This window comes from Pseudomonas orientalis, assembly GCF_002934065.1.
Taxonomy (GTDB): domain Bacteria; phylum Pseudomonadota; class Gammaproteobacteria; order Pseudomonadales; family Pseudomonadaceae; genus Aquipseudomonas; species Aquipseudomonas orientalis_A.
The window spans coordinates 1,019,370-1,033,423 of sequence record NZ_CP018049.1 but is presented as its reverse complement, the minus strand read 5'-3'; the positions used below and the strand labels follow the sequence as shown (position 1 = coordinate 1,033,423).

General features: G+C 62.0%; 12 protein-coding genes and 1 other RNA gene. 8 read left to right on the top strand and 5 right to left on the bottom strand.

Annotated features, from left to right (window positions below; genetic code table 11):
* Nucleotides 1-89 precede the first annotated feature (89 nt).
* Nucleotides 90-443, bottom strand: an RNA gene (rnpB, locus tag BOP93_RS04630) — RNase P RNA component class A.
* Between the two features lie 96 nt (nt 444-539).
* A complete protein-coding gene (rsmI, locus tag BOP93_RS04625; RefSeq protein WP_104501710.1) occupies nt 540-1,412 on the bottom strand; it encodes a 16S rRNA (cytidine(1402)-2'-O)-methyltransferase in 873 nt (290 codons plus the stop codon).
* A 208-nt stretch (nt 1,413-1,620) separates the two neighbouring features.
* Here rsmI and BOP93_RS04620 point away from each other — a divergent pair, with 208 nt between their 5' ends.
* The 4 genes from BOP93_RS04620 (at nt 1,621) to BOP93_RS04605 (ending at nt 5,067) form a co-directional block, all read left to right on the top strand.
* Nucleotides 1,621-3,432 (top strand): penicillin-binding protein activator, encoded by a 1,812-nt coding sequence (locus tag BOP93_RS04620; protein WP_104501709.1) that lies wholly within the window; start codon nt 1,621-1,623, stop codon nt 3,430-3,432.
* Nucleotides 3,432-3,803 carry a YraN family protein gene (locus BOP93_RS04615; protein WP_104501708.1) on the top strand — a complete coding sequence of 124 codons (372 nt, stop codon included), beginning with the start codon at nt 3,432-3,434 and terminating at the stop codon, nt 3,801-3,803. The genes BOP93_RS04620 and BOP93_RS04615 overlap by 1 nt, the downstream gene beginning before the upstream one ends.
* Before the next feature lie 92 nt (nt 3,804-3,895).
* A complete protein-coding gene (locus tag BOP93_RS04610; RefSeq protein ID WP_003216190.1) occupies nt 3,896-4,489 on the top strand; it encodes a phosphoheptose isomerase in 594 nt (197 codons plus the stop codon).
* Entirely contained in the window at nt 4,486-5,067 is a 582-nt protein-coding gene (locus tag BOP93_RS04605) for a BON domain-containing protein (protein ID WP_065885819.1), read from the top strand. Before BOP93_RS04610 ends, BOP93_RS04605 begins: the two co-directional genes overlap by 4 nt.
* A 122-nt stretch (nt 5,068-5,189) precedes the next feature.
* Here the strand turns inward: BOP93_RS04605 and BOP93_RS04600 are convergent, their stop codons facing one another.
* A complete protein-coding gene (locus BOP93_RS04600) occupies nt 5,190-5,963 on the bottom strand; it encodes an OmpA family protein (RefSeq protein ID WP_065933758.1) in 774 nt (257 codons plus the stop codon).
* Between the two features lie 272 nt (nt 5,964-6,235).
* Here BOP93_RS04600 and BOP93_RS04595 point away from each other — a divergent pair, with 272 nt between their 5' ends.
* Genes BOP93_RS04595 through BOP93_RS04580 form a run of 4 tightly spaced genes read left to right on the top strand, consistent with a single transcriptional unit; the run spans nt 6,236 to nt 9,672 of the window.
* Entirely contained in the window at nt 6,236-6,826 is a 591-nt protein-coding gene (locus tag BOP93_RS04595) for a paraquat-inducible protein A (protein ID WP_104501707.1), read from the top strand.
* Entirely contained in the window at nt 6,823-7,467 is a 645-nt protein-coding gene (locus BOP93_RS04590; RefSeq protein ID WP_104501706.1) for a paraquat-inducible protein A, read from the top strand. The genes BOP93_RS04595 and BOP93_RS04590 overlap by 4 nt, the downstream gene beginning before the upstream one ends.
* A complete protein-coding gene (locus BOP93_RS04585) occupies nt 7,448-9,097 on the top strand; it encodes an intermembrane transport protein PqiB (RefSeq protein WP_104501705.1) in 1,650 nt (549 codons plus the stop codon). Before BOP93_RS04590 ends, BOP93_RS04585 begins: the two co-directional genes overlap by 20 nt.
* On the top strand, nt 9,094-9,672 hold the full coding sequence (locus tag BOP93_RS04580) for a PqiC family protein (RefSeq protein ID WP_237140396.1): 579 nt from the start codon (nt 9,094-9,096) through the stop codon (nt 9,670-9,672). The genes BOP93_RS04585 and BOP93_RS04580 overlap by 4 nt, the downstream gene beginning before the upstream one ends.
* A 9-nt stretch (nt 9,673-9,681) precedes the next feature.
* Here the strand turns inward: BOP93_RS04580 and BOP93_RS04575 are convergent, their stop codons facing one another.
* Nucleotides 9,682-12,411 (bottom strand): LuxR C-terminal-related transcriptional regulator, encoded by a 2,730-nt coding sequence (locus tag BOP93_RS04575; RefSeq protein ID WP_104501703.1) that lies wholly within the window; start codon nt 12,409-12,411, stop codon nt 9,682-9,684.
* 251 nt (nt 12,412-12,662) lie between these two features.
* Nucleotides 12,663-14,027: a DUF1329 domain-containing protein gene (locus tag BOP93_RS04570; RefSeq protein ID WP_104501702.1), complete on the bottom strand. Its 1,365-nt coding sequence runs from the start codon at nt 14,025-14,027 to the stop codon at nt 12,663-12,665.
* Between the last annotated feature and the right edge of the window lie 27 nt (nt 14,028-14,054).

Below are 14,054 nucleotides of genomic sequence, written 5' to 3'. Positions count from 1 at the left end.
TACGAAGACGCATCTGCCAATGATTTGGCAGGGAGGGATTCTTGCGTTACTACCGGTTTCCACCCGAGGTACGGATGGAAGGAAAAAAGGTGGAGAGTCGATCTGTAAGCCGGGTTCTGTCTTGAACAGTCATTCGTCTACGATGGCCATCACTGGACATCTTTAGCAACCTACCCGGTCCCAGCGCGGGCCACGCCTTGGGACCCTATTTGGTCTTGCTCCAAGTGGGGTTTACCTAGCCACGAACTGTTGCCAGTCGTGCGGTGCGCTCTTACCGCACCTTTTCACCCTTACCGGCACCGAAGTGCTTAGGCGGTTATTTTCTGTGGCACTTTCCGTAGGCTCACGCCTCCCAGGCATTACCTGGCACTTCGCCCTATGGAGCCCGGACTTTCCTCCCCCCCCTAATTTTCATAGAGGGCAGCGACTGTCCAATCGACTCTCCGCCGCGCAGGTTAACGGCACGACGGCGTCAGGACAAGTATTAAAAGTGCAGCATTGCCATCACGTTCGGACGAAACACCGGCCTGGCCCCGGAACTATTCGGCTTTCTGTTTATCGAGCGCGGCCTGATACAACACATTCTTGCGCCCCCCGGTAATTTCCGCCGCCAGGGCAGCGGCGCGCTTGAGCGGCATTTCCTTGAGCAGCAAGTCCAGGATGCGCATGGCTTCGCTACCGACCGCGTCTTCACTCTCTGGCGCCGTCCAGCCGGCCACCAGCACGACGCACTCGCCACGCTGCTGATTGCTGTCGCCTTCGACAAACCCACGCAGTTCTTCCAGGGGCAAGCCTTTGAGGGTTTCAAAGGTCTTGGTCAACTCTCGCGCCAGCAGCGCCAGGCGCGCGCCGCCGAATACCAGTTCCATATCCTGCAGACACTCCAGGATGCGGTGCGGCGCTTCGTAGAAAATCAGGGTGCGCGGCTCTTCCTTCAACGCCTGAAGACGGGCGCGACGCCCTACCGTCTTGGCAGGCAGAAAGCCTTCGAAGATAAAACGGTCCGACGGCAACCCGGCTGCAGATAATGCGGCAATCAGCGCGCACGCTCCCGGAACAGGCACTACATTGATACCAGCGGCGCGCGCCTGGCGGACCAGATGGTACCCAGGATCGGAAATCAGCGGCGTGCCCGCATCGGAGATCAGCGCAACATCATCACCGGCCAGCAGACGGGTGATAAAACGGCTGCCCTCCTCGCGCTCATTATGTTCATGGCATGCCGCCAGTGGCGTGCTGATTCCAAAATGCTGCATTAACCGTTGGGAGTGCCGCGTATCTTCTGCCGCGATCAATTTGACCTCGCGCAACACCTTCAAGGCCCGGGCACTGATGTCGTCCAGGTTGCCAATCGGCGTCGCCACGACAAAAAGCGAGCCTGCAGTGGAATTCAAAGGACCTGGAGCAGTCAAAACGCACACCTCGATGATTGGCAAAGCCACATTGTAGCGCGTCGACGGGCTGAAAATATGCCATCACGGCGGAAGTCGTTTCAGCCACTCTTAGCAAGTCGCAACAATTGCACGACCTAAATCCACGGTTTCACGCCACGAACATCGCGCCTGGGCCAGTGCTTGGGTACACTTCCACGCTAATTTGATCGGTATCAGGAACACTTACATGATCGCTTGCCTGCGGCTGCTCTCCGCCCTCTGCCTCGCTGCCTTGCTGGCCGCTTGCGCCAGCTCGCCCTCGTCGAGTCTTGGCGACCTCCCACGCACCCCGGATGCCAGTATCGAGCAATTGCTTGAACAGGCCACCGCCGCCAGCACGCCGGAAAAGGCCGCATTGCTGCGCCTGAGTGCGGCTGACCTGGCCTACCGGCAGAACAATGCTGGTCGTTCCTCGCAGATCCTGGCCCAGGTGCCCCTGAATGTGCTGAAGCCAGCCGGGCAGATATTTGCCAGCACCCTGGCAGCGGAACTGGCGATGACCCGCAACCAGCCCAAGGCTGCCTTGACGGCGCTGGACCATCCCAGCCTGCAAAGCCTGAAGGAGCTGCCGGCCGATCAGCAGGTCCGCACCGGCACCGTGCATGCCCGCGCCTATGAAGCCGACGGCCAGACCCTGGCTGCGGCGCGCGAGCGTGTCGCCATGGCGCCTCTGCTCAGCGGCGATGCTGCCAACAACAACCACGAAGCGATCTGGGCGCTGATTGCCGCACTGCCGTCCGAGCAGTTGCAAGCGACCGGCAACCCGACGCTGGACGGCTGGATCACCCTGGCCCAGGCGGTCAAGGGCGCCGGCACACTGGAACAACAGCAAACCGCCATCGACACCTGGCGTGCGCGCAACCCGGGCCATCCGGCGGCGGTGCAATTGCCGACGCCGCTGACCAAACTCAAGGAACTGGCCAGCCAGCCGCTTAACAAGATCGCCCTGTTGCTGCCGCAGGAAGGCGCCCTGGCGTCAGTCGGCAAGGCGCTGCGTGAAGGCTTCATGGCCGCTCACTACCAGGCCGAACAGGCCGGGCAGAAGCCGCCCGTGATCGAGTTTTACGACAGCTCGCGCCTGACTTCCATCGACGACTTCTACGCCAAGGCCCAGGCCGCCGGCGTGCAACTGGTAGTCGGTCCGCTGGAAAAACCGCTGGTCAAACAGCTCAGTGCTCGCCCGCAGTTGCCGATCACCACCCTGGCGCTGAACTACAGCGAAACCGATCAAGGCCCGGCGCAACTGTTCCAGTTCGGCCTGGCCGCTGAAGACGAAGCCCGCGAAGTGTCACGCCGCGCCCGTGCCGACGGCCTGCATCGCGCCGCCGCCATGGTGCCCCGTGGCGAATGGGGCGAGCGTGTCTACAAAGCGTTCCGTCAGGATTGGGAAGCCAATGGCGGCACCGTCATGGGCGTCGAGTATGTCGATCAGCCGGTGGCACTGGCCCAGCAGATTGCCGACCTGTTCCAGTTGCGCAAAAGCGAAGGTCGCGCCAAGAGCCTGCAAAGCACCGTCGGTACCGACGTTGCCGCCCAGCCGTCGCGTCGCCAGGACATCGAGTTCATCTTCCTGGCCGTCACCCCGCAACTGGCCCAGCAGATCAAGCCGACCCTGAACTTCCAATACGCCGGTGATGTACCGGTCTATGCGACTTCCCACGTATTCAGCGCCAGCGGCGACCGCAACCAGTACCTGGACATGACCAACGTGATGTTCTGCGAAACCCCCTGGTTGCTCAACACCACCGACCCGCTGCGCAACCAGGTTGCCGCACAATGGCCGCAAGCCAACGGCAGCCTGGGCCGCCTCTACGCGATGGGCGTCGATGCCTATCGCCTGGCGCCACGCCTGGGCCAGCTCAAGGCGCTGCCGGACACCCGTGTCGACGGCCTCTCCGGTAACCTGGGCATCAGTGCCAATCAGCGCGTTGATCGCCAGATGCCATGGGCCAAGTTTGTCGGCGGCGAGATCCAGCGCCTTCCGGACACCCCGCGCTGATGCCCCAGCGGTCCAGCGCACAAAGCGGCAAGGATGCCGAACTTCAAGCGTTGAGCTACCTGCAACAACAGGGTCTGCGCCTTCTGGCGCAGAACTGGTTATGTAAACGCGGTGAGCTTGATCTGGTCATGCTTGACGGCGATACAGTAGTATTCGTCGAAGTCCGCTACAGAAAACACGCACAATGGGGTGGCGCGCTCGCCAGTATCGATGGGCGCAAGCGTCAGAAGCTGATACTCGCCGCGCAGTTTTTCCTGCTCAAAGAGCATCGCTGGGCCAACTCCCCCTGCCGTTTCGATGTGGTTGCCATAGAAAGCACACCGTCGGGTCCTGCTGATCTGAACTGGCTCAAAGATGCCTTCGACAGCTGATTCACCCGGCACCTTCACCACACACTTTTGCTCTTTGCTTTGCGGGCTGCACATTTCCGTGTCAAACAGCCGCGCTAATTAAGGTCACACAGATGGACATGCAATCCCGAATTCGCCAGCTTTTCCAGGCCAGCATCGACACTAAGCAACAGGCGATGGACGTACTTGCACCGCACATCGAGCAAGCCAGTCAGGTCATGGTCAATGCCTTGCTCAACGAAGGCAAAATGCTTTCGTGCGGTAACGGCGGCTCGGCCGGAGACGCCCAGCATTTTTCCTCCGAGCTGCTCAACCGCTTCGAGCGCGAGCGCCCGAGCCTGCCGGCAATCGCCCTGACCACCGACACGTCGACGATCACTTCGATCGCCAACGACTACAGCTACAACGAAATCTTCTCCAAACAGATCCGTGCCCTCGGCCAGCCGGGCGATGTGCTGCTGGCGATTTCCACCAGTGGCAACTCGGCGAACATCATTCAAGCGATCCAGGCCGCACATGATCGTGAAATGATTGTCGTAGCCTTGACCGGACGCGACGGCGGCGGCATGGCCTCATTGCTGCTGCCTGAGGACGTGGAGATTCGCGTCCCGGCCAATGTCACTGCACGCATTCAAGAAGTCCACCTGCTGGCGATCCACTGCCTGTGCGATCTGATCGACAGCCAACTGTTCGGGAGTGAAGAATGACCGTTAACCGCCTTAGCCTTTTGGCCATCACGCTGTGCCTCGCCATCAGCGGTTGCAGCACGGCAATCACCGCAACACGGGACACCCCCATCCAGGACGACCGGGGCACACGCACATTCGGCAGCACCATCGATGACTCGCTGATCGAAACCAAGGTCAAGGTCAACGTCGCCAAAGCGGCTACGGACCTGGGCAATGGCGCATCGCGCATCGTCGTGACCAGCTTCAACGGCGTCGTGCTGCTGGCCGGTCAGACTCCGCGCGAAGAGCTCAAGGCCCAGGCCGAACAGGCTGCCTCGACGGTGCAGCGGGTCAAGAAGGTGCACAACGAACTGCAGGTCATGGACCCGATCACCCTGCTGGCGATCAGCAACGATGCGTTGCTGACCACCAAGATCAAGGCGCAGATGCTTACCGACAGCGCCGTGCCGGGCTCGCGCATCAAGATCGTCACCGACAACGGCATCGTCTACATGATGGGCCTGCTGACCCAGGCTGAAGCCACTCGCGCGGCCAACCTGGTACAGGGCGTGTCGGGTGTGCAGAAAATCGTGAAGGTGTTCGAATACATCGACTGATGTAACCAGTGTCTAGTTGATGATCGTTCCCACGCGGAGCGTGGGAATGATCCATGTAACCGTCAGCCACGAAAAAAGGCGCCGTGCATTGAATGCACGGCGCCCTTTTTTGTATCGGTTGTTTACTGGTATTGCGAGTACGGGTTGCCCTGGAACTGGTTGTTCTGCTGCGGCGCCTGTTGCTGGGCGCCCGGCTGGCCGTACTGCTGGCCCGGGATCGGACCAAGGTTCACTTCTACGCGACGGTTCTGGGCACGACCATTGACGTCGGCGTTACTGGCAATCGGATTATCCGGGCCGGCACCGCGTGCGCTCAGGTTGGCGGCGCTGACGCCCTGGGAAGTCAGGTAGTTGGCCACGCTCTGCGCACGGCGCTGGGACAGGTCCATGTTCAACTGGCGGCTGCCGGTGCTGTCGGTGTAGCCAACGATCTGGATGGTGTTCTGGTTGAACTGCTTGAGGGAGTTGGCCAGGTTGTTCAGCGGCTGGTAGAAGCTGCTGGCGATGGCGTCGGAGTTGGTGGCGAAGGTGATATTGCCGGGCATGATCAACTTGATCTGATCGCCCTGGCGCTGCACTTCAACCCCGGTATTGGCCATGCTTTCGCGCAGTTTTTTCTCTTGCTGGTCGGCGTAGTAGCCATAGCCGGCAGCGCCGGCGCCCGCGACCACTGCGCCAATCAGCGCGCCCTTGCCACGGTGGTTATGGTCGATGGCCGCACCGGCCAATGCCCCGGCCAGCGCGCCGAGGCCGCCGTACTTGGCGGTCTTGCTCATGCCGCTTTCGGAACCATTGCCGGCCTGTCCCTGGCTGCCATCATAAGGATTAGGTGAAGCGCAGCCGGACAACAGGGCTACGGCGGTAGCAACAACAAGCAGACGACGCGGAGTGAACATGAAGGAAGCTCCTACTTTTGCATTCTGTGATGCAGAGGACATGGGCAACGGACCTGTGCCGGGTTTGGAACACGACAAGCGGTAAAAATTCCGTGAGAGTGGCGCAAAGCGGATTCATCCAGGCCCTGGAGATTCAAGTGTAGGAGGGGTAGCGCCCGCCCGCAGCATCAGATGCGCACAAAAGGATAATCGAGCCTGCGGGCTGCTAAGCTACCCGAACTCAGCCCACGGCAATGACCACACCGCAGTCAGGCGTATCTGGAGCAACACGTATGGCAACCCGACAGGTCATCTGCGAACACTGCGACTGCGTGTACCAGAAAGTCACGCTCGCCCGGCATCAAAAAGCCCTGTGCCTACGCTGCGACGGGGTACTGCAGCGTTATAACGGCCTGTCGGTGCAACAGCGCCTCGCGTTGACGGTCACCGCTGCAGTGCTGTGGGCGTTCGCCAATTTCTATCCGGTGATGAGCATCAGCCTGCAAGGCTTGAAGAACAGCGCGACGCTGTGGGATTCGGTGGTTGCGCTGAGTCTGGGGCCGATCACGTTTATCGCCCTGGTGGCGGCGATTTCCATCATCATCGCGCCGGTGTTCCAGTTGCTGCTGCTGACCTGGGTATTGAGTTTCGCCCTCACCGGCAGACGCTCGCCGGCCTTCAAGCTGTGCATGCGCTGGCTGGAAGCACTCAGGCCGTGGAGCATGCTGGAGGTGTGCCTGCTGGGCGCAATGGTGGCGGTGTTCAAGCTGGCCGGCATGCTCGATGTGATACCCGGCATCGGCCTGTTCGCGCTGGCCGTCCTCAGCCTTTTGCTGATCCGCATCGCCGGGCGCGATGTGCGCGACCTGTGGGACACCCTATGAATTCACCGCCCACCGCCCGCCAGCTCAACCTGTGCCTGTGCCACACCTGCGGCCAGCCTTGCGACATGCGCTTTGAGCCCACCGAGTGCGACCGTTGCGGCGCGCCCTTGCACCGACGCAAGGTCCAATCCTTGACCCGCACCTGGGCCTACCTGCTCACCGCGCTGGCCTTTTATGTGCCGGCGAACATATTGCCGGTGATGAACACCACCATGCTCGGCTCCGGGGCGGACAGCACCATCATGAGCGGCGTGCTGGAATTCTGGCAGCATGGCGCCTGGGACATTGCCCTGATCATTTTCATTGCCAGCATTGCCGTGCCGGGCATCAAGTTCGTGTCACTGGGGTTGCTGCTGATCACCGTGCAGCGCAATAGCCAGTGGGCGCGCAAGGAGCGCTCGAAGCTGTTTCGGTTCATCGAGCTGATCGGCTACTGGTCGATGCTGGATGTGATCGTGGTCGCACTCGTCGCCGCGCTGGTGAAGTTCCAGGCCCTGGGCAACATCGAGCCGCGCCTGGGTATCCTGTTTTTTGGTCTGGTGGTCGTGTTCACGATGCTGGCCGCCATGAGTTTCGATCCCCGGCTGATCTGGGAAAATCCACACAATGAGGAGACCTCGGATGAGCTCATCCAAGGCTGACAACACGGCGGGGCAACCCGCGATCAAGACACGTCGCTTCAGCGTTTCGCTGGTATGGATCGTGCCGATTGTCGCCGTACTGGTGGGCCTCTCACTGGTGGTTCACAGCATGCTGCAGGAAGGACCGACCATCACCCTCAACTTCAAGACCGGCAGCGGGCTGGTCGCCAACAAGACCGAAGTGAAATACCGCAATGTGGTCATTGGCCAGGTGACCGGTGTCGCCTTGAGCGATGACCAGAAAAGCGTCAACGCCACCGTCGAACTGGTCAAGCAGGCCGAAAGCTTCACCCGTGAAGACTCCAAGTACTGGGTGGTGCGCCCGCGCATCGGCGCCGGTGGCGTGTCCGGTATCGATACGCTGCTGTCCGGCGACTATATCGGTGCCGACATCGGCCAGTCCGATACCCGCGCCAAACAGTTCAAGGGCCTGGAAAACCCGCCGCCCATCACCTACGGCGAGCCCGGCAAGCGCTTCACCCTGCATACCCAGGGCCTGGGGTCGCTGGATATCGGCTCGCCGGTGTATTACCGCAAGATTCCGGTCGGCCAGGTGGTTGCGTACGCACTGGACAGCGAGGGCAAGGGCGTGAATATCGAAGTGTTCGTGCATGCGCCCAATGATGCGTACGTCACCGAAAACACGCGGTTCTGGAACGCCAGCGGGGTCGACCTCAGCGTCGGCGCCAATGGCTTCGAGATGAAGACCGAATCGGTGTCGTCGATGTTGATGGGCGGTATCTCCTTCCAGGCACCGCCCTACAGCCCCAACGACAAACCGGCCGGGGAAAATCAGAACTTTGAGCTGTTCGAAGACCAGCAAAGCGCCCTTGCCCCGCCCAATGGCAAAGGTCAATACATGGTGCTGCGCTTTGATCAGGCCCTGCGTGGGCTGAAGGTCGGCGCGCCGGTCGAGTTCCTCGGGGTCGAATTCGGCAAGGTGGTCTCGATCAACCTGGATTTCGACGCCCGCAAACGCAGTTTCCCGGTCAACGTCGGCATCGTGATCTACCCGCAACTGCTCGGCCAGGCGCACACCAAGCTGCTCAAGGCGATGAACAACAACCCTGACGATGAGGCCGCCGGCGTGCGGCTGATCGGCAGCTTCATCGAAAACGGCCTGCGCGCCCAGGCCCGCAGCGGCAACCTGCTGACCGGTCAGCTGTACATTGCTCTGGACTTCTACCCCAAGGCCGAGAAAGTCGCGTTTGACCCGAACCAGCGTCCCGTGGGCATCCCCACCCTTCCCGGCAACCTGGAACAGTTGCAGGAGAAATTCGAAGGCATCGTCAACAAACTCAGCCAACTGCCTGTCGAGCGCATCGCCGGCAACCTCGACGCCAGCCTGGTCGAGCTGCGCAAGGGGCTGGCCCAATTCAACGCCAAGACCCTGCCTGGCGTGCAGACCACCCTGGGCGACGTGAGCAAGACCCTGCAGTCGGCCAGTTCCACCCTGGCCGAAGACTCGCCGCAGCGCGAACAACTGACCCAGACCCTGGATGAACTGGCGCGCATGTCGCGCTCCTTGCGCGAGCTGTCGGATTACCTGGGCCGGCATCCGGAATCACTGATTCGCGGGCGCGCCGATAACGCCGCGCCTCTGGACCTGCAAGGGCCACCCCGCAAATGACTATTGGAGCCGCCATGACGTTGCCGTTGAAAATCACCTGGGTGACCGCCCTCTTGCTGCTGGCGGCGTGCCGCAGCGAGCCGATTGCATTCCACACCTTGACCCCTGGGCACTGGAACAACGCCACGCGCGCGGACGCCGGTGGAATACGCATTGAAAGCATCACTGTGCCGCCTCAGGTCGACCGAGCACAGATCGTGATCCGCGAGGGCGACAGCGGCCTGGCGATTCTGGAAACCCAATGGTGGGCGGCCAGCCTCGCCTACGAGCTGAAGAGCGCGCTGGTGGACCAGTTGGCCAGCAGCGATGCCCGGCAAGCGGTGTCGTTGCGTGTCGAGGTGCAGCGCTTTGATTCGGTGCCTGGGCAATACGCGCTGCTGGATGCGCGTTGGCGCCTCAGGCCGGTCGGCGGCGGTGATCGCCCCGGGCTGACCTGCCGCTCAACCCTGCAGTCACCCGCCGGCCCGAGCATTGATGATGTGGTGGTGGCTCACCAGAACAACCTCAAGCGCTTCGCCGCGCTGATCAACAGCGCCGCAGGTTCGTCCCTGACGCAGTGCCCGAGCGCACAATGAGCGGCGCAATCAGCCCAGCAAGCCCATCGACTTGGCCCGCGCCACCGCCTGGGTGCGGCGCTCCACGCCGAGCTTGCTGTTGATATGGCTGGCGTGGGTTTTCACGGTGTGCAAGGAAATGAACAGCTGGTTGCTGATCTCCTGGTTTGAACAGCCCTGGGCGATCAGTTGCAACACTGCCAGTTCCCGTGCGCTCAGGGTTTCATGGTGAGGCACGCTCTCAACGGCGACGATTGCCGGTAGCAGTGCCAGCAAGGCTTGGTTCAGCAAACTATGTGAATGCTTGCCCAACTGCTCGCGCATCCAGTCCGGGTACTGCTCCAGCAACCGCTGGAACGGTTGCAACGCGCCCCCCGCGCCGGCTTCGAGAGCGCGGGCCAACACCGGTCCGGCCGTGCTGTCCTGACCACACGCCAGCAGCAAATGCGCCTGCTGGGTCAGGGCCATCAGGGCAATCATCTGACGGCCGCTGTTGAGCGCCTCTTGCGCCAGGTCTTCAAGCCGTTGCAGCGCCATGTCCGGTTGGTGGCGAATGGCATCCAGCGCGGCCTGTTGCAGCGCCACATGTTGCGGCAGGTGCGGATGAAACTCCGGTGCGGCGGCAGCCTGCTCACCGGTGTAGGTCTGGCCCAGCCGGGTCAGCCAGGCGTCCGCCAGGTCAATGCGGCCCTGGGCCAGCCACAGCTCGCATTTGATCAGGGTGATCATCGCCAGGTAGTAGATCGGCGGCACGTCCCAGATATGCATCAAGCGTTCAGCCTCGGCCAGCTCGGCAAAGGCCGTGGAAAAATCGCCACGCCGGCCTTCGAAGCTGGCGATCACACAATGCCCGATCAGCACGCTGATATCCCGACAGGCCCGCGCTTCAGTCAGGCCGGCACGCAACCGCGCAAGGCCGGCTTCGGGCTGGTAGCGCAACAGCAACAAGTAACCTTCATAGAGCGACAGTCGCGCGCGTACGGCATACAGCCGCTGAGCCGCCAGCCCGTGCAGGCGCTGCAGGCCCTGGCGCACTTCGTCCAGGGCACGCAGGACCTCACCGCGCGCCTGCAGCACCCGGGCCCGGTCGTAATGGGCCAGGGCTTCGAACAGCGGGTTACCGACACGCTGCGCCAACTCCAGGGATTCGCGGTTCAGGCCACGGGCACGCCACAGATCGGCGTCGACAATCGCCAGGTTGGACAAGGTCGACAGGCACATCAGGCGTTGGCCGTAGCGCTTGTGCGGCAGGCTCTCCAACGCCTCGTTGCAATAGCGCAGGGTCAACTCGCGATCACCGCGTCCACGGGCGATGATCCCGCTCAGTGCCAGCCACTGGGCCAGCATGGATTTCTGCGCGGTGGCCGACGGCGCCGGCAGGAAGCGACTGAGGTAGCTGGATAATTCCTGCGCCGCATCCAACTGGCACGCCAGCCCCAGCGCCCAGCTGTACAGCACGATCAAGCGCGGGGTGCTGATCAGCAGGCTGTCGGGCAAATCCATTTTCCAGCGCAGCAACATGCCGACATTCTGTTCCGCCAGCAACTGCTCCTCGGACAGGTTCTGTACCAGGTTCGCCGCCACGTCCAGATGACCGGCCCGCAGCGCCTGCTCCACCGCCTCATCGATCAAACCCTGGGCGTTGAACCAGCGACAAGCCCGCAGGTGCAGGCTGGCCAGGGGCAACGTGCTGCTCTTCTCGCGACGGGCACGCAGCAGGTCGGAAAACAAATGGTGATAACGGTACCAGTGACCCTGCTCATCCAGCGGCACCAGGAACACTTGATGGGCCTGCAGGTAGCGCAGGATTTCCAGGCTGTCATGGGCCTCGCGGATCGCGTCGCACAGCTCGCTGCAAAAGCGCTCCTGAGGCGCGGTGTCATACAGGAACGCCTGCACCTGGGCAGGCAGACAGTCGATGACTTCCTCCAGCAAATAATCGCGAATCAGTCCTTCGCCGCCGTTCAGACCTTGGGGCAAGGCACCGTCGCTGCCGGCTTCGGAGGCCGCCAGCAACCAGAAGCGCAGGCCGGCGACCCACCCCTCACTGCGACGGATCAGGTTCTCCAGGGCCTCACCGCGCAGTGAACTGCTGTGCCGATGGAGCACAGCCAGGGATTCGTCATGGGTCAGGCGCAGGTCTTGCTCGTGCAATTCCTGCAGGTGCCGCGACAGGCGCAGGCGCGCCAGGTGCCAGTCCGGACGCTGGCGGCTGGTGACCAGCACCACCAGGCCATCGGGCAAATGATTGAGGAAAAATTGCAGGCAACGGTCCAGCACCGGGCCCTGGGCCAAATGGTAATCATCGAGCACCAGCAACAGCGGCGCCTGGACGGACAAGTGCACCGCCAGCTCATCGAGCAGGCCATCGAGCCATTCTTCAAAGGCGAAGGGTTGGTGCCGCTGACGCATTTTCAGCAGGCCCAGGGACTGGGCACCCAGTTGCGGGAAATACGCGCGCAAGCCTTCGAGCAGGCGCTCGAGAAAACGGCCAGGGTCGCTGTCCCTGGGGCTCAGGCCCAGCCACAGGTTTTGCCAGTGGGCCGGCAGGCTCTGGCAGAACTCGACCGCCAGGGAACTCTTGCCGAACCCTGCCGGCGCGCTGACCAGCAACAGTCGCCCTTGCAGACCGGCGCCCAGGCGTTCGCACAGACGGGGGCGCGGCACGTAGCCATCAGGCAGCGGCGGCCTGTAGAAACGGCCTTCCAGGCTTGGAATCACCGCGCCGGCAGGCCCCTGGATTCGGGACAGATCAGTCATCGCCGGGCTCTTGTGGAAGGCTGTTGTCGGCACTGCAGATGTGCGCAGACTAGCGGTAAAAGCGGCGCGATTGTAGATCTTTGCAACAAATGCCTGAAAAAGAACTGCGACAAAAAATATCCCCACAGACACCCCAAACAAAATGTGGGAGGGAGCTTGCTCCCGATGGCGGTGCGTCAGTCAATACCTGCATCGACTGTCGCGCCGCTATCGGGGGCAAGCCCCCTCCCACATTTGAGGATCAGCGCAGGTTAGCGAACGCCGTCCTGGCGCAGGGCTGCCGGGGTGAAGTCGCTGGTGGTGGCGGTGAAGCCGAAGTCATAGGCCTGCTTCTCTTCGTTCTTCATGCCCAGGGCCAGGTAGCGGCCCGATTGCAGGTCGTAGAGGGTTTCCAGGGCATACCACGGCACTTGCTTGTCGTAGTAGTTCTCGGCATGGGCTTCGGCGACGCGCCACAGTTGGCCACGGCCGTCGTAATGGTCGATCACCGCAGCTTGCCAGGTGTCCTCGTCGATGTAGAAGTCACGTTTGGCATAGATGTGGCGCTGGCCTTCCTTCAAGGTCGCGACCACATGCCAGACGCGGCGCAGCTCGTAGCGCGTCAGGTCCTGGTTGATGTGGCCGGCCTTGATGATGTCGGCGTATTTCAACTTCGGATCGTCGATCTTGTAGCTGTTGGCGGCGATGTAGATTTCCTTCTTGCCTTCCAGTTTCCAGTCGTAGCGGTCCGGCGCGCCGTTGTACATGTCGAGGTTGTCGGAGGTGCGCAGGCCATCGGCGGCCGTACCCGGCCCGTCATAGGAAACTTGCGGCGCCCGACGCACGCGGCGTTGCCCGGCGTTGTAGACCCACGCCGAACGCGGTTCCTTGACTTGGTCCAGGGTCTCGTGCACCAGCAGTACACCGCCGGCCAGGCGCGCTGGTGCGGTGACTTGCTGCTTGAAGTAGAACAGCACGTTGCCTGGGTTTTTCGGGTCGAAGTCCTTCATTTTGTCGCGGAACACAAACTGGTCGCGGAAGTACACCAGGCTGTAGGAACCGTTGGTTTGCGGCGTGGCCTGGGTCACCAGGCGGGTAACGCTGCCACCGCGATAACGGGTGATGTGGTTCCAGATCACCTCGACGCCGCTTTTCGGAATCGGGAACGGCACCGCCGTCTCGAAGTTTTCCAGGCCGTTGCCGCCGGACACCAGGTTGGTGGTGGTGGCGTTCTTCTTGATGGAGGCGAATACCTCAGCCGGCACCGTGGCGCCGCGATGGCTCGGGTACACCGGCATCTTGAAGCTGTCCGGGTAACGCTTGAACATCGCGTACTGCCCGGGGGCCAGTTTGTCTTTGTATTGCTCGACGTTCTGCGCGGTGATGGTGAACTGCGGTTGTTCGCTGGCGTACGGGTTGGCCAGGAAACCCTTGGCATCCACCGCCCCTGCGTTCACCGGCATCGGTGACCATTTCGGAATGGTACCGGCCGCGTTCCCGGCCATTTCGGCGCCCATCGGGGTCAGGCTGGTGCCCAGCTTGGCGGCTTCATCCGCCGACACTGCCGCCATGACGTTGCTCGCCAGGATCGACAGTCCAAGCACACCCACATGCAACAGACTTTTAGTTATTTTCATGTTCTGGACTTCCTGAATACATACCAC